The organism is Thermotoga profunda AZM34c06, from assembly GCF_000828675.1.
GTDB classification, from domain to species: domain Bacteria; phylum Thermotogota; class Thermotogae; order Thermotogales; family DSM-5069; genus Pseudothermotoga_B; species Pseudothermotoga_B profunda.
In genome coordinates this window covers 1,117,396-1,139,960 of sequence record NZ_AP014510.1, presented here as the reverse complement: position 1 = coordinate 1,139,960, position 22,565 = coordinate 1,117,396, and the positions used below count along the sequence as shown (strand labels likewise).

Sequence of the window (22,565 nt, the reverse complement as noted above, 5' to 3'; positions counted from 1 at the left end):
ACTAAATCACCTCACAATGTGTGGTATCTCAAAAAGTAACTGACCAAAGCCGTTAAAAGAGCCATCAATAAAACTACATAGAAGGTTTTTGGCAAAACTTTCCTTTCCTCGCCGATCTTATCAATCGATGCCGCTGCATTTTGCAATTTAGAAGGCGATATCGCCGATGCCAAACCGCTTCCAAAAGCCACTGCTGCAGTCATGAAAATTGGCGAAAAATTGAGCAATCTGGATGTTTCCATAGTGTAATTTGCAAACATGGCAGTTGCAGATGTCTGTGTGCCAGTCACAAAACCACCCAGTACACCAAGAAACGGTGTGAACAACGGATAAAGATCTTTGAAAAGCTTTGCTGATGAAGCAGCCATTGCATGAATCATGTTGTTTTGAAAATTCAGAAGCTCAAAACCACTGTATGTTTTTTGATAACCAGAATGAAGCATTATATAGGCTATTAAGAAAAAGATCGTAGCAGACCAGAATGGTTTAACCACACGCGTTTTTGTTTTATGGAAAACCGTCTTTAATTGCTGCTTATTCAGTTTGTATATAAAGATAGATATCAAGCTACTGACAAAAATCCATGTATAAGCCTGCCAAAAAACTCTCAGATAAACAGGTTTGCCCCTTAGTAAGTCAATTGGCATCGAAAGAAATTCATAAAAAGCAAATCTCACAGGAGTACAGAGATTGACAAAAAGTATGAAGCCTATCAAGATCAACCACGGTGATATCGCTTTGATGACATTGATTTTTCTATCGACGCGAAAGGCATTTTCACCATTTCTCGGTTTGTACAAAGACATAATGGCGATTACCACCAAAACACCTACGATCAGTCCAGTGATGACTGGTACTCTCAATATTATGGAGAATTCCGAGCCAAGGAAAGCAATAATTCCAATTAATATAGACAACCAAAAGCCACGCTTCAAAAAATTCATACCACCAGCCATGTACAAAACAGCTAAAGAAATACTGAAAGAAACAACTGAAACAAACGGCAAAAAATATTTGGCGGCAGAAATTAAATCGATACCGATCATGTCTGAAAACACAACAAGTGGTACACCAAGTATCGTGTACGTACAAAGTGAGTCATAACCCAACGCCGCAAGAGAAATTGATTTTATTGACGAATAACCCATGGCAACAAGTACTGGTGTGATAACTGTTACGGGTACAGCACCTATCGAGGAAAGGATTGTACCAAATCCGACAACCAGAATAAGAGTTTGCAACATCTTGTCTTTTTCACACAAACCCTTTGAGAACAAAATGACAGTGTTCATAGCACCACCTGTTTCCATTATTGTCAACTGCAAAAGGGAGGCAACAACGATCATTGAGACAGGTAAAGATGCAAGAAAACCCGCAATTAAAGATCTTAAAAGTATTTCTATAGATGTCTGAAAATAAAAAACTGATAAGAAAAACGCAGCTGACAGGCCGAACAACCCTGCTAAACCAACAGAACTTCTGGTGAAAAGCAGTGCAAGCAATATTATCAAAACAGGTGAAAATGCAACCAGACCATCCAAGTAACACCCTCCTGATTGATATTAACATTTAAATTCATCAAACAACAATTTTTTGAGAATTCTTGTGAGGGTGTTTTTGGATTTGAATAAGTTGACATACGCTTGAATGGTAGCTTGCGAAGTTTCAATAAATTAAAATACTCTTCTGGCTCATAAATAAGAGCGGCACCAGTGGTGCCGCTAACTACCTAAAATTACACGATGTTATCCATCAGGGAACTTTTCTGATGACAAGAATCTGTGCACTGATGCCTTGTTCATCAAGTATTTTATTATCAGAAGTTCCGCCAACTATTATCGTATACAAGCCCTGTTTTACAACCCAGTCATGGACAGTTTCATCAAAATATGCCAAATCTCTCTTCGATATTGTGAATGTTACTTCTTCTTCTTCACCGGGGTTCAACAATTTTGTTTTTGCAAATCCCTTGAGTTCTTTGTATGGTCTTGGTATTGAGCTATCGTTTGCTCTGATGTAGAGCTGTATAACTTCCTTACCTGCGAAATTTCCTGTGTTTTTAACTTTGACAGTGACAAAAATCTTTTCATTTTCATTTGATAAGTTGAAAACTTGTTTGTCAAGTTTCAATGATGTGTATTCGAAGTTTGTATACGACAATCCATAACCGAATGGATATTTTACATACTCTGGATGAAGGTCATAGTAACGATAACCAACATAAATATCCTCTTCGTATTTCATTTCTGATGTATTCGCTTGGGGCATATTGCCAAAAGTAGGTGCGTATTCGTATTTAATGGGCCATGTATCAACCAACTTTCCAGACGGGCTCACTTTTCCAGTTAATATATCCGTAAGAGCACTTGCACCATATGTTCCGGGGAGCCCAATGTACAGAATTGCATCTACATAATCATCCCAATCATCAACTTCAATAGGTAATGCAACGTTCAAAAGGACTATCACTTTCTTGCCAAATTTGTGGTAAGCATCGGACAAATTCTTGATCATTTCAAATTCTTCTTGGCTAATTCTCATTGTCTCTGGCGTATTGTCTGTTCCCTCTGTACCTGGTCTGCCAATTAGAATCAAACCAATATCAGAGTTTTCCGCGACATGTAATGCATCCTCTGCACTCATACCTTCGCCCAGATATTCCCCGTTTGGTGCTTTTTGCAAAACAACGAATCCGCTCTCTGTCAAAGCATCAACTATAGTTACAACTTCGTTCATATCAACAACAACTGCTGCGCTTCCTCCTCCTTCAAAATACATGCCCTTCACTGGACTTCCCCACGTTGTCGGTAACTCTGTTTTATATGCAATTTTACCCACGACTGCTATTGTTTTAACATTGCGCAGAGGCAATGTGTTATTATTTTTCAGTAGAACCATGCCCTCGGCAGCTGCTTCTTTTGACAATTTTGAATGCATTGAAGCCATGACAGCATCAAGTTTCGTCCTGGAAGCAAATTCGCTTTTATCGTAAATCTGCCTTTTGAAAGTATCCGTTTTAATAACTATCTTTAGTATGGTAGCTATTGCACGATCAATATCTTCTTCTTTTATGGTTCCATCTTTTATAGCTTGCTTAAGACTATCTGGACCAGGCAGACGTGTTTCACCACCCGGTGTGTTTAAATCAAATCCAAATTTATATGCAATTGGGTTATGGTATGCACCCCAATCTGACATGAGAAGGCCTCCAAACCCAAATACATCTTTAAGAATTTTGATCAGATACTCATTTTCTGTGCAATAAGTGCCGTTAACTTTATTATATGCTCCCATTGCAGCCCATGGATTTGATTCTTTTATTGCTATTTCATATCCCAACAGATAAATTTCTCTCAATGCTCTTTCAGAAATTATTTCGTTGATATTCATTCTGTTATTTTCAGCATTATTTGCTGCATAATGTTTCATGGTAGCACCAACGTCATTTCTTTGCAAACCTCTTATCCATGCAGCTGCCATTTTCCCAGTAACATATGGATCCTCTGAATAATACTCGAAAACACGCCCACCAAGTGGATCTCTATGTATGTTCATTCCAGGGCCAAGCATAATATCTACTCCATAATATTTACATTCTTCAGCAATTGCAGCACCTATTCTTTCGACAATTTCTGTATTCCAGGTAGACGCAAGCATCATTGGATTTGGCCAGGCAGTTGCAATACGACCACCGCTGCTAAGACTTCCTAGACGTAAACCAGCTGGACCGTCAGCTAATTCCATACTTGTTATTCCAAGTCTTGGTATTGCATACGTATTGCCAGCTGCACCAAGCTGTGATGTTGCAGCTCCCCATACCATCCTTACTTTCTCGTCTATTGACATCTCTGAAATTACTTTTTCAATCACATAATTGCTATCTACACCTGGTTTAAGTACATCAGTTAACAAAACTATGTTTGGATTTTCTTTGTATTCAAATGTTGCAACATAACTATCTGGTGAACCGTCATCTTTTATGGCTATGGCTTTTATGATATTCGGTTGACCTTCTTTTAATACAATTGGTTCAGTATATTTTTTGCTTTGTCTTGATGGTTCGCTTCCGTCTGTTGTAAAATATATCGTCGCGCCAGGAGTAGCGCAAGATAACGTGATTTTCTCCGGAAGTTTTTTCCAATCTCCAGGACCAGGTGAAGCCTTGGGAGTGCTAACTCTTATAATGTACTGATATGTTACTACATCGCTAGATTCCATTCCATCTTTAACCGCTACTAACTTCAGAGTCATGCTAGTGTTAACACTGATGAACCAACGAACAACCCGCCTTGTTTGTGAAGAAAGAGGATCTGTACCATCGATGGTGTAGTAAATCTGTGCACCGGGAGTAGATGAGCTAACTGTTACCATCTGCGGTAGATCATACGTCCCAGATGGGACAGATGCAACTGGATTCTCTACTTTGTTCACGCTGAAAGCAGTAATACTTAGAAGGACAGAAAGTGCGATCAAAATCCAGATCTTGTTCCTGATTCCCATAACACCACCTCCCCTAAAGGATAGCAAAGTGAAATTATATTTTCGATTATTGATTTACGGTTTCGAATAAGCACTTTATATCTTTCTGAGAAAGATTTTAGCTTTCATCAGTATAAATATCATATACTACTTATGTATGCAATATTGAAAATTAGCTAAAAATAATTGATAGTTTTTGTTGTTGGCGATTATCTATTACAATTAAAGTTTTTCTCACTTTATCTTCAAAAATCTTTGCGTGATAAACCTGTGAATCAGAAATTCACTCAATGTTGAGTGTAGGCTTACTAAGTATCAACTTGGATAGATAGATAATCAGAGAAAAACATAGAAAAAACGAGAAAAAGTAAGATATTATGCACCAATTACTGTTATTTTCATAACTATTATGAATAAGTGATAACAAACGTTTTCTACTGTGATTGAATATAATTATTAAATCTGATTTACTATAAAGGTGAGAATCTTTTCAAGAAAGATATTTAAGAGGAGTGACAGAGTGAAAACGGTGAAAAAGATAGATCCAAAATCCATGAAAAAGATGAACAAGCAACTTGTCTTGAGATATCTTGTTGAACACGGTCCAAGTAGTAGAACAGAACTTGTCGCAAAGATAGGACTTGCTAACAGTGCTGTGTGGAGAATAATTGAAGAGCTGGTTGATCAAGGTTTCATAGAACAAAAAGAATATTTTATGAAAACCAATACAAAAAAAGCTGCTGTCTATGGAGTTGCAAGAAATTTCATGACATGTCTTATAGTTGATGTTCAGGTTTTGCAAACAACAGTTGCACTTGGATTCTTAGATGGAAGTTGGGAAGTTCTTGAGACATTCCAAACGGATAATTTCGAAGAATTTAAACATCGAATCAACGAATTTTTGTCAGAGAAAACCTTGAATCATTTATTGGGAAAAAGAAGAAAGAACAGGATTGTCTTTTCGGTACCTGGTATCGTTGATAGCCAAAAGAACAAGTTGCTATATGCACCGAATTTAAATTGGCACAATGTAGATTTCAAAGAATATTTCGGCAAGAAAAATTTCGAAATCATCGTTGATAATGATTCAAATCTTTCATTACTTGCTGAGTCATTTTTCTCAAGTGATATCAAAGATTCCAACAACGCTTTCTTCTTGTATCTTGGAGAAGGTGTTGGAGGAGCGATATTGATAAATGGAAAGATTGTCAAAGGTACAAATTTTGCTGCAGGAGAAATTGGGCACACGATTTTGCAAATCAAGGATAATGTCGTTGAGGTGGAGACTTTGCTGTCTATTTCGAAACTGGTTGAAAAATTTGAGAAATCTAAGATGAATATATCCAAAGGTAATTTAAAGGAGAGATTTGACCTTCTTGTAAAAGCTTGGCTTTCTGGAGACAAGGTTGCTAAACATTTAATAGGTACTTTTCTAAACAATCTTGCTCTCACATTGAGAAACATAGGTTATTTGATAAACCCACAAATAATTGTTTTTGGTGGTTCGGTAAACAATCTATGGGAGAACTTTGGGTCATTTATCCACAAGGAAATTACGAAAATCGATGACTATGGATTTCTCGGTGGCATAACATTTAGAGATACGATTTTCAAAAATGTTTCGCCATCTCTTCCCGGTTGCAATGTTGCAGCAATAAATAAGATCCTTGAGGATTCAAACCTCATGGGATAGTATTACAACTTCTCAAGGGGAGGTGTTTTTATGTGGCGTAATTTGGTTTTGTTTCTTGCAATGGCTCTCACTGTAGTTTCATTCGCAGCAAAAATTGAAATCTTCAGCTGGTGGACCGCTGGTGGGGAAGCAGAAGGGTTGCAAGAACTGTTCAACATCTTTAGTAAATCCAACCCAGGTGTGGAGATCATCAATGCGACAGTTGCTGGCGGCGCTGGTGCTCAAGCAAAGGCAGTGCTCAAAACCAGAATGCTCGGTGGAGATCCACCCGACACATTCCAAGTACATGCTGGGCACGAACTCATCGATACTTGGGTAAAAACAGGATTCATGGAACCTATAACTTTCCTGTACAAACAAGAAGGTTGGGACAAAACAATGCCCAAAGGAATTCTTGACATCGTTTCGTACAATGGTGAACTTTGGTCAGTCCCGGTCAACATCCACAGAGCAAATGTACTGTGGTACAACAAAGCGATCTTTGACAAATACGGTCTGAAACCACCAACAACCTTTGATGAGTTCTTCAAAGTAGCCGATACTCTCAAATCTTATGGAATCATTCCGTTTGCTCTTGGAACAAAAGACGGTTGGGAAGCCGCCCATGCATTCGAGACAGTTCTCATTGGAAAATTGGGAGCAGAAGGATACAAAGGTTTGTGGAATGGCAAAACAAAGTGGTCTGATCCTCGTGTGACAGATGCGCTTGAAACATTTGCTAAGATGCTCACATATGTAAATCCTGATCATGCCGCACGCACATGGGATGAGGCTTGTGCTCTTATTGTTGAAGGTAAAGCCGCAATGAATATCATGGGAGATTGGGCAGTTGGATATTTCTATGCAAAGAATTTCAAAGATTTTGGCTGGACCTTGGCACCAGGAAATGCAGGAATATTTGATGCCCTATCCGATAGTTTCGGCTTACCAAAAGGTGCAAAGAATAGAGAAACTGTCATCGCTTTCTTGAAAGTGCTTGGTTCAAAAGAAGGGCAAGTAGCATTTAACATCAAGAAAGGTTCAATTCCTGCAAGAACAGATGTCGACAAAAGTCTATTCCCAGAATACCAGAGATCTGCCATGGACGATTGGCTGAAACATGAGATTGTTCCCAGTGTGATGCACGGAGCGGCAGCTTCCGAAGGTTGGGTAACCGAATTCAAAGATGTGATATCTTTGTTTGTTGCCAGACCCGATGTGAAAGTAACACAAAAAGCCTTAGTAAACATAGCAATAGGACAAGGTGTGGCGCAGTAAAACGCTTCAGAGGGAAGGTTTTGTCGACCTTCCCTCTTTCTTCAAATGGAGGGCAGTGAATGAAAAAAGACAGATTGATATCTATCTTATTCATTCTTCCATCAATTATCTTAATAGCCATATTTGTTTATTTTTTTATAGGTTGGACCTCATGGGTTTCATTGGTGAACTGGAAGGATATTTTTCCTGATTTCACTTTTGTTGGCTTACGAAACTATATACGTTTGTTCCAAAATTACAGATTCACTATCTCTTTGCAAAATACCGTGGTTTTCACTGCATTATTTTTGATAGCAAGTATAACCATAGGACTTTTATTGGCGATACTCTTGGATAGAAAAGTACGCTTTGAAAGTGTATTTAGAACGATTTATCTTTTTCCAATGGCTGTGTCTTTTGTAGTTACTGGTGTTGTCTGGCGATGGATATTAAATCCCGGACCTGGCGGGGAAAGTGTTGGCATAAACTTGTTGTTCGAGAAAATTGGTCTGTCCTTTTTGAAAAGCGGTTGGTATACAGATCCAAATATAGGTATTAAAGCAGTTGTGATAGCAGCTGTTTGGCAAATGTCTGGTTATGTGATGGCGATGTATTTAGCTGGTATAAGGGGAATACCGACTGAACTCTACGAAGCAGCTCAACTTGATGGCGCAAATACGATGCAGGTGTATAGATACATAGTGATACCATTACTCAGACCGATCACCCTTGGGGCAGTGATAATTCTTGGACATATTTCATTGAAGATTTTTGATCTGGTTTTTGCAATGACCGGTAGCGGTATAGGTTTTTCATGTGATGTACCAGCGTTATTCATGTACGACACAACTTTCAGGGGTAACTACTTTTCTCAAGGCGCTGCTGTCGCAATAATGTTGCTTTTGTTTGTAGCCGTTTTGATCGTACCGTATTTGATCCACAGTATCAGAACGGAGGTAAGACGATGAAACCCAGAAGAATTGTTCTCTATGCTGTACTTGTTATTTTTGCAATATTCTATCTGATGCCGATATATGTTCTTTTTGTCACTGGTTTGAAAAGTTTTCAACAAGTCAGTTTGAGAGAGATGTGGAATTTGCCAAAATCTATTACATTCGAAAGCTTTGTACGTGCTTGGAAAGGTGATCCATCACGCGGTTTGAGAGGTCTCTCACAGAATTTCATGAATAGTGTTTATTTAGTAATACCAGCCACTTTGATTTCTGCAATGCTTGGGTCGATGAATGGTTATGTCCTGACAAAATGGAAGTTTAAAGGAGCAAATGCAGTATTTGCAATACTTCTATTTGGTATGTTCATACCATACCAGAGTATCTTGATACCACTTGTACAACTTCTTCAAAAAATAAAACTTTATGGTTCTATTCCCGGATTGATATTTGTACATTGTGTTTATGGTATACCCATAACCACTTTGATATTTAGAAATTATTATTCAACAATACCTACAGATATCGTTGAAGCATCAAAGATAGATGGAGCAAATTTTACAAAGATATACACGAAAATAATCCTGCCTGTCTCCATGCCTGCTTTTGCAGTAGTCATGATATGGCAATTCACATCTATTTGGAATGATTTTCTCTTTGGTCTTATTGTTGCACCAAATCCATCTGTTCAACCAATAACTGTTGCACTGAACAATCTCGCTGGAAGTTATTTTGTCGAATGGAATATACAAATGGCTGGTGCTCTAATCACTGCTTTGCCAACATTACTTGTTTATATCTTTCTTGGCAGATTTTTCATGAGAGGATTGTTAGCTGGAAGCCTTGCTGGAACGTAAGCGGGCAAATCACCCGCTACGTTTCAACAATCCTTTTCGTTTTGCGTATTTTTCGAACCAACCGAAGATCACTATACCCATTGGTAATAATATGATTCCAAGTACAAGCAATGGAAATATTTCTTCATATAACTGTCCGCTCCCGTATAGTATGGCTTTTCTCATCCCTCTAAGTGCATATGTTGCAGGAGAAAATGAGGCTATTTTTTGCATCCACACTGGTAAAATATCAATTTCATAATAAACGCCTGAAAACATCAAAAGTAATGCTTGAAAGATGTGTACAACCTGAACACCTTTTTCTGGAGAGATGAGCGGTAACACAGCACTCGCAACGCCAAGACCTATAAAAGATAATGACGCAACCAATAACACAAATCCTGCTCCTGCGAAATTGGCACCAACTAATCTAAGTTTGAATAGAAATGAGACAAATATGAGAATCAAACCGCTTCTGAGAATCCCATAGAGAACACTGAATAAGCAAACACTTATCAAATGAGTCGTCCTTTTAACTGGAGCCATGAAGGTGTATTCAATTGTATCTTCCCATCTCTCCCAAGCGACCGTCTCGGCAACGATCTCAAAGAGTACAGATAAATAACCCCATAGAATTGAACCTATGAGCATATACATGACCAAATAATTTACATCAATTGTTGCTCCAAAACTCACTGCACCTTTTCCTATGAAGCCCATAGTTGCAGTATTAGCTATCGTATAAGCCAAAAAAACCACTTCCCACTTCCAATATCTTTTAACAAGATTGAAATTTCTTTCAATGAATGCCCAGGCACCCCTGATTTCGCGTATAATACCTTGCATATCAGACCGCCTCTGTTTCTAATTCTTCATATGATTTACCTGTGTACTCCAGAAAAACTGTTTCCAGTGAGGCATCTGGGTATTTTTTCTTCAAATTCTCTACAAGCTGCTTCGGAACCCCAGTTATTACTACTTTACCTTCGTGGATTATCAAAATTTCATGACATAAATGGTATGCTTCGTTCATATCATGCGTCGACAAAAGTACTGTACTCCCGTTTTTGTTCGCTTCTATTATCAATTTCTGCACCTCAAGTTTTGCCCTCGGATCAAGTCCCGTTGTCGGTTCATCGAGAAGTAATAATTTTGGTTGAGTTAAAAAAGCTCTTGCTATAGAAATTTTTTGTTGCATTCCTCGAGAAAACTCTTCAATGGGATCTTTTAGTCTTTTTTTGTCAAATCCCATAGAATTCATCAGCTGATCTATGCGATCGGTTAAAAATCTTTTTGATAATCCATAAATCCCAGCAGAAAATGATAAATTCTCGTTTGCCGATAATTTTTTGAAGAAACTTGCTTCGACAGATACTCGATGAATCAAATTACGTACCTTGATTGGTTCAGTCTGTACATCATGACCAAACACTTTTATATTTCCCTCATCTGGAATCAAAAGAGTTGCTATCATTCTTATCAATGTTGATTTGCCAGAACCGTTTGGTCCAAGTATGCCAAAAATTTGCCCCTCCTGTACCTTGAAAGAAACATTATTGACTGCATATATGGACTCTTTTTTGCCCTTCTTAAAATACTTACTGACATTATTTACTTCCACGGCAAACATGGTATCACCTCGCTTCTCAAAAAGAAAAAGGGGTTGTGCCTTGCACAACCCCTTTGATCAACATCAATTCTATCTTACTGGCGTAACCAGAGGGTAAATGCAAGGCATTTCAACAGTTTGGCCATTGAAATTTGGCTTAAATAAATTATCTCTTTCACCTTGCATACCCCCTTTCACTGTATTTTCTGTTGCCAATTGTACTCTTTTTTATAGAGATTGTCAACTTTTGTGATATATGAATTAGATAAGACAGTCATGTGTGACGATATTTGTGACTCACATTTTGAACTGAACTTTTACTTTTGTGTTCATTCACTAATGTTATCATTAAATTTGGTGATGATCTTGAGGATATATCTTGTAAGACACGCAAAAACAGCTTGGAATGATAAAGGCATCTGGCAAGGAAATGTCGATATACCATTGAACAAAGAGGGATTTGAACAAGCTGAAAGACTTGCTCAAAGATTTTCTAACATGCCTATACAAGCGATATACACAAGCCCTCTGAAGCGAAGTTACCAAACAGCAGAGGTAATTGGAAAAAAACTTTCAATTTCACCAATCAAAGATTCTATGTTGCGCGAGTGCGAGATATCACTCTGGAATGGTTTGACAATGAAGGAAACTCTTGAAAAATTTGCTGATTTTTACAATGAATGGTCTACGAATCCAAGAGCTCAAATTCAGGGAGTCGAACCACTGGAACAGGTACAACAACGAATGGTTGAGGCATTCGAAAGAATTACTCAGAATTCTTTTGAAAATGTGATAATCGTTTCACATGCAATTGCAATCAGGATGCTCATTTGCTGGGTTTTGAAGCTTCCTATACCGCTTCACAAAACTTTCAAACTTGAAAATGCTTCTATAACTGCCATTGATGTCACAAGCCAGCCAAGAATACTTTATCTGAATGATATGTGTCATCTTGAAGGATGAGTATACTGATGTTGTATCATATAATTGGAGGCGATGAATTTGAAGACCGAATGGCTTGGTAAGATGAACTTTCTCGCTTACACAGATTCGAATAGACAAATTTTGATGGACGTTAAAAAAGAAAGTGGAGGCCTTGGTGCGGGACCAACTCCGATGGAATTAATTTTGGCTGGGCTGACTGGTTGCACAGGAATGGATGTTGTATCGATACTTGGCAAAATGAAGGTTTTGGACGAAATAGAAAGCTTCGAAATGGAAGTCAACGCGGAAAGATCTGAGGAACATCCAAGAGTGTACACAAAAATCCATTTGAAATATATATTCAAATTCAAAGATCAACCTCGAAAAGAACAGGTCGAAAAAGCCGTTCAACTGTCACAAGAAAAATATTGCAGTGTTGCTGGTATGCTCAAAAAAGCCGCGCAATTGACATACGAAATTGTCTATCTGTGAGGTGATTTTTTGGTTTTGGCAAGTTTCAAATTTAAAGATGCAGTTGTGGAGATAGTTCAAGATGATATAACACTGCAAGAAACCGAAGCCATTGTGAATGCGGCAAATTCGTATCTAAATCATGGCGGTGGAGTGGCGGCAGCAATAGTGAGAGCTGGCGGAGAGGATATTCAAAAAGAAAGTGATGAATACATCAAAAAACATGGACCAATTCCTGTATCTAATGTTGCAGTGACAAAAGCAGGAAAATTGAAGGCAAGATATATACTCCATGCCGTTGGTCCAGTTTGGGGCGAAGGAAATGAGCATGAAAAACTGTATAATTGCATTACCAATGTTTTAATGAAAGCCGATGAGTTGAAAGTCGAATCAATAAGTATCCCTGCTATTAGTAGCGGTATATTTGGTTTTCCTAAGAAAGATTGTGCTTTGGTTTTTCTAAGAGCTATCAAAGATTATCTTTCCTCCAGGTCGACAGGCTTAAAAACTATAAGGTTGTGCAATATAGACAAGCAGACAAGTGATATCTTTCTTGAAACCTTCACAAGTAACTGGAGGTGATTCTTATAGATCAAGAAAAAGAAATACCAAAATTGTCGATGCAAGATTTGATATTACTTTTTTTCAATACGATTGCTGCACGTTGTTGGGCAAGACTTGGATTGACAAAAGATGAATATGGTGAAATGCGTCAAGACTTGAACGAAGCAAGGCTTGGTATTGATGTTCTTGATTCTATTTTGAAAGCTCTTACAGCAGGTATTGATCAAGAACTCTATAAGGAGTTAGAGGGAGTCGTGGCAAATCTGAAATTGAATTATGTCAATCAATATAACAAGTCAAAAGAGGCGAAATAATGAAAAAAGCAGGAATTGTAGGGTTACCAAACAGTGGTAAGTCAACATTGTTTAACGCTTTGACGAACCAGAATGTACCAGCAGAAAAGTATCCATTTTGTACCATAGATCCAAATATCGGAGTCCTCATAGTGGAAGATGAAAGGTTGACAAAACTGGCTCAGATGGAAAAATCCGAGCAATTGGTTTATCCATTCGTTAATATAGTTGATATTGCTGGACTCGTTAAGGGCGCAAGCAAGGGTGAAGGATTGGGTAACCAATTTTTGGATCATATAAGTAAGGTTGACATGATCTTTCATGTTGTGAGATGTTTTAAAATAACCGATGTATCTCATCCGATGGGAAATATAGATCCACAAAGAGATATCGAAGTAGTAGAAATAGAATTGATCCTGAAAGATTTGGAAACCGTGCAAAAGAGAATAGAAAAAATATCAAAACAAGCCAAATCTGGTGATACAGAGGCAAGAAATGAACTCAGTTTACTCGAAAGATTAAAAACTCATCTCGAATTAGGGAACCTATCTTTGACACTGAGCAGAAACGAAAATGAACAGAAGATCATCGATACTCTGTTCTTGCTCACCGAGAAACCTGTTATATACGTTGCAAACGTCGATGAATGGGGTATGGAAGATCGTGTTTACGAACAGGTTGAAAAAATCGCGCAGAAAAGAAATGCTGGTTTTATCTTGGTCAATGCCGAGGTAGAGTACGAAGTAAAAGATATGACAAAGGAAGATGCTAAAGACTTTTTGATGGCTTATGGCTTTGAGAAATCTTTAAAAAATAGATTTTTCGATGAAATCAAAAAGACACTTTCATTGATATGTTTTCTCACGGCTACCAAAAATGAAGCTCGAAGTTGGGTAATTGAAGAAGGAACAAGTGCTTATGACGCTGCAGGAATGATACACAGCGATATTCAAAAGGGTTTCATCAAAGCAGAGGTAATTCCATTTGATGAGTTGATCAAATTTCCTTCGCTAAAAGATGCGAGAGAAGCTGGAGCTGTTAAAGCTCATGGAAAAGAATACATAATCAAGGAGGGAGATGTAGTTCATTTTTTATTCCATGGTTAACCTATTCAAAAATACAGCGATTGTATCTACCGTTTTGTCGTTCCTTGTTGCTCAGTTGATTAAAGTTTTCACATCTAAAAAGTTTTCAGCATTCAAAAAGTATGGTGGAATGCCAAGTGGACATTCAGCTGCGATGTCTGGACTCGCTTTTTCCTTAGCGAGATGCACAGGATATGACTCACCAGTCACAGCCATTGCTGTTGCGTTACTCATGGTTGTCGTAGCCGATGCAGTGAATTTGAGACCATATGTTCGTGAAGATCTTGGACACACTTGGACTCAGGCTTTTGCAGGAATTGGAGTGGGATTTGTGGTTGCTCACTTATTACCAGCGAGAATACCATTGTGGTGATTTCATGCCAGCAAAACTTTCATCAGTTACTGTTGTAGGGTTGAATGTCAATTTGATTACCGTCGAAGTTGACATTGATAGAAAGAGCGTGATTCACGACGTAGACATAGTTGGACTTGGTGATACAGCGGTCAAAGAGAGTAAGAAAAGAATCAAAAGTGCCTTGAAGAATTCTGGATTCGATTTTCCCCAAGGTAGAATCATCGTGAATCTGGCGCCGGCAGATCTAAAGAAAGAAGGATCCTTGCTTGACCTACCCATAGCTATCGGAATACTCCAAGCAGCTGGCGCACTCCAAAAATCAAATGTGCTTGCCATTGGAGAACTATCTTTAGAAGGAAAAATCAGAGGGGTTAGAGGTGTTTTAACAACTCTGTTGTCACTGAGTGACCAACGGTACGATGGCATAATTATAGTTCCAAAAGAAAATATCAATGAAGCCCAAATGGTAAAAGGTTTGAAGATATACGCTTTAGAAGATTTGAAAGAAGTTGGTCGATTTCTGAATAATCTTGCACAGTTTACAACGGTTCCCTTTAAAGGTTTGCCACCATTTGAATATGAGAACGATCTTGATTTTGCAGATGTAAAAGGACAAGCCGTTGCCAAGAGAGCCCTTGAAATAGCTGCGGCTGGCTCGCACAATATTTTGATGAAAGGTAGTCCGGGTGCAGGTAAAACAATGCTTGCCAGACGACTTGTATCGATAATGCCACCACTCACAGATGATGAAGCTATAGAGGTGCTAAAAATATACAGTGCAGTTGGCTTGGTGACTGGAAAAAAGGTTTTCAGACCCTTCCGCTCACCGCACCACACTGCGTCGAGTGCTGCGATAATAGGTGGAGGTAACGATGCAAAACCAGGGGAAGTAACATTAGCGCATAATGGAATACTTTTTCTGGACGAATTTCCTGAATTCAGGAGAGATGTCATAGAAGCTCTGAGACAGCCTTTGGAAGAGGGAATTGTTACTGTTGCAAGAGCAAAAGCAACGATAACATATCCTGCCCGATTCACACTTGTTGCAGCGATGAACCCTTGTCCCTGCGGAAACTACGGTGATCCCAAAGCAGTATGTAATTGTTCTCCATATGACATCATTAAGTACAACAAGAAGATATCTGGTCCCGTCCTTGATAGGATTGATATCATAGTACAAGTGCAAAAAATGGAGTTTGAGGAATACTTTGCAAAAAATGAAGCCGAAAGTAGTAAAAGTATAAGAGAAAGAGTTATGCTGGCAAAAGAAATTCAGCGCAAACGATACCACAACCTTGGTTTTTCCGCAAATTCACAATTGCCTTCAAAATTGTTGAGCAAATTCGTTCAGCTCGATGATAAAATTGAGGACTTACTGAAAATGGCAGTTGCAAAATACAATCTTTCTGGGAGATCTATCGACAAAATCCTGAGGATTTCCAGAACAATAGCCGATTTGGAACAAAGTGAAAAGATAAAATTAAGCCATGTTGCAGAAGCAATACAATACAAAACTCAGCAAATTGATTGAATCTATAAGATCCCATAGTGTGATCACACTCAGGAGATGAAAATCAAAAAGGAGTGATCGTTCGATGACAATAATCTATACTACTTTTCCAAACAGAGAAAAAGCCTTAGAGATTTGCAAAAATCTACTTTCGGAAAAACTCATAGCTTGCTTTAATATCTTTCAAGTTGACTCTGGTTATTGGTGGGATGGAAAAATCTCACAAGACATAGAATTCGCGGCGATTTTGAAAACCAGCAAACTCAAAGAGCAAGGAGTATTTAAAAGATTAAAAGAACTCCATCCCTATTCCGTTCCAGCGATTTTCAGCGTTGAAACAGAAAATGTTGACATGGATTATAAACAATGGCTCGAAAAAAGTGTCAATAATACCAATAGTTGATCATCTTATTAGAGCATGTGAAGCCTGTTTGTGATATGATCAGCATCGTTGAGTTCTGAAACCTCACTTCTAAAAAGAATTTTCTGTCTTAGTTGAAACTAAGTTCTGTCTCAATCATCCCAAGAGATTCTAAATGCATTTTTTGACATAAAGTATCTCTCCAAGAGCTTTTTGGTTGTTTTTGGGATCTTCTGTTTTCGTATAATATATTATGGAGGGTACCCACCAGGATCCTGGTAAAGTAACCGTATTTTGGCATAGGTCTAATCCGTTGGGTTTTAGCTCTTCAAGAAAAGCAAATGCGCTTTTATCAGAAAAAGTACCTCCTTTGGCTTTTCAATTATCGCGGCGTGACCACAATTTGGAATGCAAACGTGTTTGGCGTTGGGTATTTGTTGCGCTATTTCCTGTGAAAAACATATTGGTTTTATGTTGTCAAATTGTGCGGAAACCACAAGTGTTGGTACATCTATCTCTGATAGTTGATTTAACAATGGTTTTTGTTCGAGTTCAAGAAAAGCATCCAACAAATTTACTACTCCTTCGTAATTGAACAGTTGCATTCGTTGAATGATCGTTTCAAATAAATTCGGGTACTTGTCAAGAAATTGTTCACTGTATACATCGTTGATCCAACTTCGAACAAAAATCTCTTGATTCTTGCTAATTGCCCCATCTCTCCATCTCAGAGCTTTATATTTGATAGATGGTACTATACGAGCCGTTGCAGTTATGATTGTGAGAGATCTTACTAACTCTGGATATCTGACAGAAAAAAACATTCCAACCTCTGCACCATAAGACGTCCCAACCAAATGTACCTTGTTGATATTTAAATGATCAAGAAGTTCCTTGAGATCTTCAACGTGTCTTTCAAAGCTACACATGCCATTTCCTGAAGTCCATTGGCATCTAAAGTTATGGAGAATGATCTTATATTTGTCCTTCAATTGTTCTGTAATAAAAGACCAGTTATTGTAGTGCATAAAAATGCCATTGAGAAAGACTATTACCTCTTCTGATTCGCCATAGATCTGATAATCGATCATAATACCGTCGCTTGTTTTGAACATATTCACCATCTCACCCCTTGAAAGCCACCGCGACTTGTTGGAACCCAACACCAGAAGTCAAGAAAATCACCACTTTTCCGTCTATGTTTCTCATCTTTCCACAGTCAAAGGCATCATCATAAGCCATGTAAACACACGCAGAACCTGTATAACCATATTTGTTCATTATCATATGAGTCTTGTCTTCACTTATACCAAGAATTTCCAAGACCTTCAGTATGGTTCTCTTTCTCACCTGTGTGAAAAATATCATTCCAATCTCTTCTTTTGAAAAGTTACATTTTTCCATCAGTTTGTTGATAAGCATAGGCCATCCTTCTTCATTCACGGTAGCTGGATAAGCTGCTCTCAGATCGAGTTTGTGAAGGCCTCTATCAATACCTTCGATGTTCATGGTGCCAGCCCCCATGTAAATGCCCCAGTTGTACCACCAACTACCATCGCATCTTGAAACGCTTCCAAGATAACCTGGTTTATCATCTGCCGTTAATATAAGAGCACCAGCACCATCAGAAAACAACGCCTCCCAAGAATACTTCCAGCTGAGAAACTTCGTCATCGCATAAACTCCGATGACCATGACGTTTTTGTAATCACCAAGGGCGATGTAGCGAGATGCTATGTCGAGCAACAAAGCACCATTTGCACAAGATGCATTAACATTAAAAGCCAATGGTTCTGCTTTACTTGCACCGATCAGATATTGAACTCGTGCAGCATCAGGTGGTGAAACAGCTTCTGGGGTATCCGTCCCAAGTATTATCAAATCGATCTGATCTGGTTTCATGTCGATTCTTTCAAGAGCTTTCTTTGCAGCTTCTGCTGCCATAAATGTTGGTGTTTCATGAGTTTGTGAAAGATGTCTGTGGTCTATACCTATTTGCTCAGTGAAATATGGATCGATGACCATATTGGTGATCTGTTCGAATTCTTTGTTCGTCATGACTTTTTGTGGAACATACATTCCCGATGAGATGATTTTTGCATATTTCATCTTATCCCTCCTCAAAGATAATCTTTCACCACATCTATGAAAAGATCTGGATCTTCAACAAAAGCAGAATGTCCGATATTTTTCAAAATTCTGAGCTCACCGTTTAGCGCTTGGGCGGTTCTTTCCATTTGTTTTCTGGTCAGCAGCGTATCCAATTCACCCCAGAGAACTAAGACTGGTACAGAGATGCTCTTTGCTTTTTCAACGATGTTGAATCTTCCAAGTTCATCCGCATGTGGATAGACACTATCGGGATTCATTTTCAAAGCATCATCCACAAGTTGTTCTACAAATTTTCTGTCCTTGACATTTTTAAGAAGACCAACAATCGATTTTCTGACTATCGATCTATTTGTCTTGTACAGCTCAAGATATGGCATATTTTCTGTAGGTGTAGTCAATCCATCTACTGGACAAGGATCAACCAGCACAAGAGATCTCAAGGATTCAGGATGATTAATGGCGAGAAGCATGCCAACAGCCCCACCGAGTGAGTGAGCTACCACGGCTGGCTTTATTTGCATTTTCTCTATGAACTCATTGACCGCTCTGGCATAAAATTGTAGTGAACTATCAGCTCTTGAAGAGTCTCCAAAATTTGGCAGATCGACTGCCAATATTCTTTTGTTTTTGAGTCTCGCCATTAAAGGTTTGAACCATTTACAGGAACCAAAGTTTCCGTGAATACACAACACAACCTTTTCACCATTTCCACTCTCAATATAGTGCATCTTGCCAAAGGAAAGTTGCAAATCTTTTCCTTCATTTGATTTTTTCACCCTTTTCATCAAAACAATTGGTAATTCTCCAAATTTCAGCCATAGATTGTAGAAATAATAGGCAATTCCACGAGGCATAAAGAGAACTACCAATACGAGAATCGAACCAAAGATTATCGAGGTTGAAAAACCAATTCTGCTGAAAAAGAAAGGTAAGATTGTGTACAAAGCCGAACCAAAGATGGGTCCCATGGTTATTCCCATGCCACCTATGACGACAATGGCTAAGAGTTCCAAGGATTTTCCAAGTCCAAAATTGTGCGGTGCAATGTAACCAATCGTATGAGCATAAATAGCACCAGCAAGACCAGCATAGGCAGAACCGATGACGAAAGCTAAGACTTTGAAGTATGTCAGATTCACACCAAAAGTTGTTGCAACCATTGGGTTTTCTCTGATCGCTTTCAAGGCTCTACCAGTTCTATGAGATGTTATGATTTGAAAAACGTATATGCATATTATTAAGATGACGAGTATGATGTAATAGCTCTGAAGTTCATTCCCAAGTCTTGGGATATTTCTCATCCCTATGTGTCCTCCGGTGACCTTTTCCCAGGCACCGATCAACTGCTCAACGGCTACTGCAAATCCCATTGTTGTTATTGCAAGGTAAAAACCAAAAAGCCTCAGAGCAGGAAAACCCAAGGCAAGCCCAAAAACACCGCTCAAAATTGTGGCGATTAATATACTGAATGGAAGCGGTACAGACAGTTTCAAAACCAATATTGCAGAAGTGTAAGCACCTATGCTCATGAAGGCTCCATGACCTATGGAAACCTGTCCCGTATAACCCATTATCAAATTCAATCCCATCGCAGCTAACGTGTATATCATCGTAAGGTTGATTATCGTCAATATGAAGGTACTCATCTTGAAGAAGAAGGGTAACAAGACTAAGATCAAGAACAAGAAAAACCACCGCATTTTCACACTCTCCTGATCTCACGGCTCCCAAACAATCCCTGGGGCTTGATCAACAAAATGATGACTATCAAAATCAATGAGAAGGTTGTCTTCAACTCGTTACTTATGTAACCTCCAATAAGATTTTCAACAACACCGAGTACCAAACCACCAACAACAGCTCCCACAAAACTGTCAAAACCACCCAAAACTGCAGCGGTAAAACCTTGGATTTGGTAAAACAACATCATAGTAGGTGAGATGTAAGTCTTTGGTGCACCGAGTATCGCTACAGTAGTACCCATCATGGTTCCTATCATCCAAGACCAACTGAACACCTTCCCTGGGTTTATCCCCATCAATTGTGACGTTCTCTCATCTTCTGAGACAGCTTTGATTGCGATTCCGACCTTCGTGTACTTCATGAGCAAACCTATCAATATGGAGACAGATCCCAAGATTCCAAAGACCAACAGATCCTGTTTGCGAATGACCAATGGGGTTGAAAGAATTCTCAGAATGAATGGTCTTCCCGATATGAGTTCTGGAAAAGCTTTGTACTGTGTACCCCATACTTGTGTTGAGAGACCTTCCAATATCATCAAGATACCGAGCGTAATTATGAGCATAGAGCTGTGCGATAGATGTCTCACCGGTCGTAAAGTATATCTTTCAACTACAAAGCCGAAAATTGCAGCCAATGGTAAAACTAAAAATAATGCTGCAACTGGACCTATCCCAAATGCCAAAAAGGTGTATGCTACATATGCCATGAACATTGCCATATTTCCGAAAGCGAAGTTCATGACGTTTGTGATCTTGTATATCACAACGATTCCCAAAGCCGTGAGTGAATAGAAAGCTCCAGTGGAAAGACCAAGGATCAATCTGTTCAAAAACATTTCTATCCCCCTAAGTACCCCTCAATTATTCTCCTATCAGCCAAAAGATCTGCCGATCTTCCCTGCAGAACGATCCTACCTGTTTGAATTACATAAGCAAAGTCAGAGATTTGCAAGGCAGAGTAAGCATTTTGCTCAACTAAAAGTATTGTCACGCCTGTATCTCTAATTGTTTGAATTATCTTCATGATCTCTTTTACGAGATTTGGCGCAAGCCCCATTGATGGTTCATCGAGCATCAGAAATCTTGGTTTTGACATCAATGCTCTTGCGATGGCAAGCATTTGTCTTTCACCGCCCGAAAGTGTGCCAGCCAATTGTTTCATTCTCTCTCGAAGTTTTGGAAAGAGTGTGAAGACATTTTCCAGATCCTGTTTGATCTCTCCTTTTCTTGAATAAGCACCCGCCTTTAGATTTTCTAAAACCGTCATCTTTTGAAAGATCAATTTACTATCAGGGCAAAGGACCAAACCTCTTTTGGCAATCTCATATGCAGGAAGAGTGTCTATTCTCATATCGTTAAAAACGATTTCTCCAGATAAAATTCTGTTCAAGCCCGCGATTGCCAACAGTGCAGAAGTTTTTCCTGAACCGTTCGCACCCAGCAGGACAGTTATACTTTTTTCCTCGACCTTCAAAGACAAATTCTTTATGGCAACAACAGGTCCATATGTGACGGTAATATCTTTTACTTCAAGCATATTCATTCTCTCCCAAGTATGCTTTGATAACCTCTTTATCGTTTCTTACAACCTCTGGCCTACCTTCGCTGATCTTTTTACCAAAATCCATAACACTCACCATGTCTGATAGACTCATCACTACTCTCATATCGTGTTCAACGAGCAATACCGTGATTTTCATTTTTTCTTTTATGTGCCTTATGATCTCTTTCATTTGTTCAGTTTCGGTATCGGTCAAACCTGCTGCTGGTTCGTCGAGAAGTATGATCTTTGGATCACTCATAAGTGCTCTGCCGATTTCCACAAGTTTCTGTGACATGTAGGGTATGGATCCTGCATAACTTAGAAGTCTACTCTTCAAACCAAGGAAGTCAGCAATCTGTAGTGCTTTACAATACATCTCCCACGTGGCAATTTTTCTTTTCTTTGGAAGGAATTCTTCTAAAAGATTGAGCTTCAGAACACTGTGATATCCAACATATAGATTTTCAAGAACGGTGAGATATTTGAAAACAACCACACTTTGGAAGGTTCTGCTGACACCAAATTCGATTATTCTATACGGTTTTAAGCGTGTCACATCTATCCCGTTTAGCAAGATACTTCCTGAATGAGGTTTTACAATACCGGTGATGGCATTGAAAACTGTTGTCTTTCCAGCACCATTTGGTCCAATAATAGAGTGTATAGTACCTTCAGTAACTGTCATATCAAGATCGTCAACGGCGGTAAGTCCTCCAAATTTCACCGTTAATCCTTTTATTTCGAGCAAAGCCAACTACAATTCCCCCATTCCCAGAGGGGAAGTACCCCTCTGGGATAA

Annotated in this window: 22 protein-coding genes; 12 read left to right on the top strand and 10 right to left on the bottom strand. The window is 38.8% G+C overall.

What is annotated here, in order from left to right; translation table 11 throughout:
* Positions 1–11: 11 nt before the first annotated feature.
* Complete coding sequence (locus tag TSP02S_RS05490) at positions 12–1,541, bottom strand: L-lactate permease (RefSeq protein ID WP_041082509.1); 1,530 nt, start codon at positions 1,539–1,541, stop codon at positions 12–14.
* 211 nt (positions 1,542–1,752) lie between these two features.
* Positions 1,753–4,500, bottom strand: coding sequence for a chitobiase/beta-hexosaminidase C-terminal domain-containing protein (locus TSP02S_RS05485; protein WP_052465331.1), 2,748 nt, complete (start codon positions 4,498–4,500; stop codon positions 1,753–1,755).
* Positions 4,501–4,999: 499 nt separating this feature from the next.
* Here TSP02S_RS05485 and TSP02S_RS05480 point away from each other — a divergent pair, with 499 nt between their 5' ends.
* The 4 genes from TSP02S_RS05480 to TSP02S_RS05465 are packed head-to-tail and all read left to right on the top strand — an operon-like array spanning position 5,000 to position 9,215.
* The gene (locus TSP02S_RS05480) at positions 5,000–6,172 is read left to right on the top strand and encodes an ROK family transcriptional regulator (protein WP_144380729.1); all 1,173 of its coding nucleotides are present in this window, start codon (positions 5,000–5,002) and stop codon (positions 6,170–6,172) included.
* Between the two features lie 30 nt (positions 6,173–6,202).
* Positions 6,203–7,429 carry an ABC transporter substrate-binding protein gene (locus TSP02S_RS05475; protein ID WP_041082507.1) on the top strand — a complete coding sequence of 409 codons (1,227 nt, stop codon included), beginning with the start codon at positions 6,203–6,205 and terminating at the stop codon, positions 7,427–7,429.
* A 59-nt stretch (positions 7,430–7,488) separates the two neighbouring features.
* Positions 7,489–8,376: a carbohydrate ABC transporter permease gene (locus TSP02S_RS05470; RefSeq protein WP_041082506.1), complete on the top strand. Its 888-nt coding sequence runs from the start codon at positions 7,489–7,491 to the stop codon at positions 8,374–8,376.
* A complete protein-coding gene (locus TSP02S_RS05465) occupies positions 8,373–9,215 on the top strand; it encodes a carbohydrate ABC transporter permease (RefSeq protein ID WP_041082504.1) in 843 nt (280 codons plus the stop codon). Before TSP02S_RS05470 ends, TSP02S_RS05465 begins: the two co-directional genes overlap by 4 nt.
* 9 nt (positions 9,216–9,224) lie before the next feature.
* Here the strand turns inward: TSP02S_RS05465 and TSP02S_RS05460 are convergent, their stop codons facing one another.
* Together TSP02S_RS05460 and TSP02S_RS05455 are read right to left on the bottom strand one after the other, a co-directional pair.
* Positions 9,225–10,040 (bottom strand): ABC transporter permease, encoded by an 816-nt coding sequence (locus TSP02S_RS05460; RefSeq protein ID WP_041082503.1) that lies wholly within the window; start codon positions 10,038–10,040, stop codon positions 9,225–9,227.
* 1 nt (position 10,041) lies between these two features.
* Positions 10,042–10,824, bottom strand: coding sequence for an ABC transporter ATP-binding protein (locus tag TSP02S_RS05455; RefSeq protein ID WP_041082501.1), 783 nt, complete (start codon positions 10,822–10,824; stop codon positions 10,042–10,044).
* A gap of 345 nt (positions 10,825–11,169) precedes the next feature.
* On the opposite strand from TSP02S_RS05455, the gene TSP02S_RS05450 reads away from it, so the two are divergent.
* The 8 genes from TSP02S_RS05450 to cutA all read left to right on the top strand — a co-directional run bounded on the left by TSP02S_RS05450 (position 11,170) and on the right by cutA (position 16,408).
* Entirely contained in the window at positions 11,170–11,766 is a 597-nt protein-coding gene (locus tag TSP02S_RS05450) for a histidine phosphatase family protein (protein WP_041084117.1), read from the top strand.
* Between the two features lie 39 nt (positions 11,767–11,805).
* Entirely contained in the window at positions 11,806–12,219 is a 414-nt protein-coding gene (locus TSP02S_RS05445; RefSeq protein WP_082025917.1) for an OsmC family protein, read from the top strand.
* A gap of 9 nt (positions 12,220–12,228) precedes the next feature.
* Positions 12,229–12,780, top strand: a complete 552-nt coding sequence (locus TSP02S_RS05440) for a macro domain-containing protein (protein ID WP_041082497.1) — start codon at positions 12,229–12,231, stop codon at positions 12,778–12,780.
* Positions 12,777–13,076, top strand: a complete 300-nt coding sequence (locus tag TSP02S_RS05435) for a DUF1844 domain-containing protein (RefSeq protein ID WP_232503663.1) — start codon at positions 12,777–12,779, stop codon at positions 13,074–13,076. Before TSP02S_RS05440 ends, TSP02S_RS05435 begins: the two co-directional genes overlap by 4 nt.
* Positions 13,076–14,161, top strand: a complete 1,086-nt coding sequence (gene ychF, locus TSP02S_RS05430; protein WP_041082494.1) for a redox-regulated ATPase YchF — start codon at positions 13,076–13,078, stop codon at positions 14,159–14,161. Before TSP02S_RS05435 ends, ychF begins: the two co-directional genes overlap by 1 nt.
* On the top strand, positions 14,154–14,513 hold the full coding sequence (locus tag TSP02S_RS05425) for a divergent PAP2 family protein (protein ID WP_041082491.1): 360 nt from the start codon (positions 14,154–14,156) through the stop codon (positions 14,511–14,513). Before ychF ends, TSP02S_RS05425 begins: the two co-directional genes overlap by 8 nt.
* Positions 14,514–14,517: 4 nt before the next feature.
* Positions 14,518–16,026 (top strand): YifB family Mg chelatase-like AAA ATPase, encoded by a 1,509-nt coding sequence (locus TSP02S_RS05420; RefSeq protein ID WP_041082488.1) that lies wholly within the window; start codon positions 14,518–14,520, stop codon positions 16,024–16,026.
* Between the two features lie 64 nt (positions 16,027–16,090).
* A complete protein-coding gene (gene cutA / locus TSP02S_RS05415) occupies positions 16,091–16,408 on the top strand; it encodes a divalent-cation tolerance protein CutA (RefSeq protein ID WP_041082485.1) in 318 nt (105 codons plus the stop codon).
* Positions 16,409–16,686: 278 nt separating this feature from the next.
* On the opposite strand, the gene TSP02S_RS05410 is transcribed toward cutA, so the two are convergent.
* From TSP02S_RS05410 to TSP02S_RS05385, 6 genes are read right to left on the bottom strand one after another with little or no spacing between them, the layout of a single operon-like run.
* Complete coding sequence (locus tag TSP02S_RS05410; RefSeq protein WP_232503662.1) at positions 16,687–17,490, bottom strand: alpha/beta fold hydrolase; 804 nt, start codon at positions 17,488–17,490, stop codon at positions 16,687–16,689.
* A 1-nt stretch (position 17,491) separates the two neighbouring features.
* Entirely contained in the window at positions 17,492–18,475 is a 984-nt protein-coding gene (locus TSP02S_RS05405; RefSeq protein ID WP_041082482.1) for a 3-oxoacyl-ACP synthase III family protein, read from the bottom strand.
* Between the two features lie 11 nt (positions 18,476–18,486).
* Complete coding sequence (locus TSP02S_RS05400; RefSeq protein ID WP_041082480.1) at positions 18,487–20,178, bottom strand: alpha/beta fold hydrolase; 1,692 nt, start codon at positions 20,176–20,178, stop codon at positions 18,487–18,489.
* A 2-nt stretch (positions 20,179–20,180) separates the two neighbouring features.
* Positions 20,181–21,059, bottom strand: a complete 879-nt coding sequence (locus tag TSP02S_RS05395; RefSeq protein ID WP_041082477.1) for a branched-chain amino acid ABC transporter permease — start codon at positions 21,057–21,059, stop codon at positions 20,181–20,183.
* 2 nt (positions 21,060–21,061) lie between these two features.
* Positions 21,062–21,760 (bottom strand): ABC transporter ATP-binding protein, encoded by a 699-nt coding sequence (locus TSP02S_RS05390; protein WP_144380728.1) that lies wholly within the window; start codon positions 21,758–21,760, stop codon positions 21,062–21,064.
* Positions 21,753–22,520 (bottom strand): ABC transporter ATP-binding protein, encoded by a 768-nt coding sequence (locus TSP02S_RS05385; RefSeq protein WP_041082473.1) that lies wholly within the window; start codon positions 22,518–22,520, stop codon positions 21,753–21,755. The genes TSP02S_RS05390 and TSP02S_RS05385 overlap by 8 nt, the downstream gene beginning before the upstream one ends.
* Positions 22,521–22,565: the final 45 nt, after the last annotated feature.

Coding starts and splice junctions, on each gene's coding strand:
- TSP02S_RS05460 (WP_041082503.1), bottom strand. CDS start 10,040: ATGCAAGGTATTATACGCGAAATCAGGGGTGCCTGGGCATTCATTGAA.
- TSP02S_RS05410 (WP_232503662.1), bottom strand. CDS start 17,490: ATGGTGAATATGTTCAAAACAAGCGACGGTATTATGATCGATTATCAG.
- TSP02S_RS05455 (WP_041082501.1), bottom strand. CDS start 10,824: ATGTTTGCCGTGGAAGTAAATAATGTCAGTAAGTATTTTAAGAAGGGC.
- TSP02S_RS05390 (WP_144380728.1), bottom strand. CDS start 21,760: ATGCTTGAAGTAAAAGATATTACCGTCACATATGGACCTGTTGTTGCC.
- ychF (WP_041082494.1), top strand. CDS start 13,076: ATGAAAAAAGCAGGAATTGTAGGGTTACCAAACAGTGGTAAGTCAACA.
- TSP02S_RS05470 (WP_041082506.1), top strand. CDS start 7,489: ATGAAAAAAGACAGATTGATATCTATCTTATTCATTCTTCCATCAATT.
- TSP02S_RS05425 (WP_041082491.1), top strand. CDS start 14,154: ATGGTTAACCTATTCAAAAATACAGCGATTGTATCTACCGTTTTGTCG.
- TSP02S_RS05405 (WP_041082482.1), bottom strand. CDS start 18,475: ATGAAATATGCAAAAATCATCTCATCGGGAATGTATGTTCCACAAAAA.
- TSP02S_RS05420 (WP_041082488.1), top strand. CDS start 14,518: ATGCCAGCAAAACTTTCATCAGTTACTGTTGTAGGGTTGAATGTCAAT.
- cutA (WP_041082485.1), top strand. CDS start 16,091: ATGACAATAATCTATACTACTTTTCCAAACAGAGAAAAAGCCTTAGAG.
- TSP02S_RS05395 (WP_041082477.1), bottom strand. CDS start 21,059: ATGTTTTTGAACAGATTGATCCTTGGTCTTTCCACTGGAGCTTTCTAT.
- TSP02S_RS05485 (WP_052465331.1), bottom strand. CDS start 4,500: ATGGGAATCAGGAACAAGATCTGGATTTTGATCGCACTTTCTGTCCTT.
- TSP02S_RS05475 (WP_041082507.1), top strand. CDS start 6,203: ATGTGGCGTAATTTGGTTTTGTTTCTTGCAATGGCTCTCACTGTAGTT.
- TSP02S_RS05465 (WP_041082504.1), top strand. CDS start 8,373: ATGAAACCCAGAAGAATTGTTCTCTATGCTGTACTTGTTATTTTTGCA.
- TSP02S_RS05400 (WP_041082480.1), bottom strand. CDS start 20,178: ATGCGGTGGTTTTTCTTGTTCTTGATCTTAGTCTTGTTACCCTTCTTC.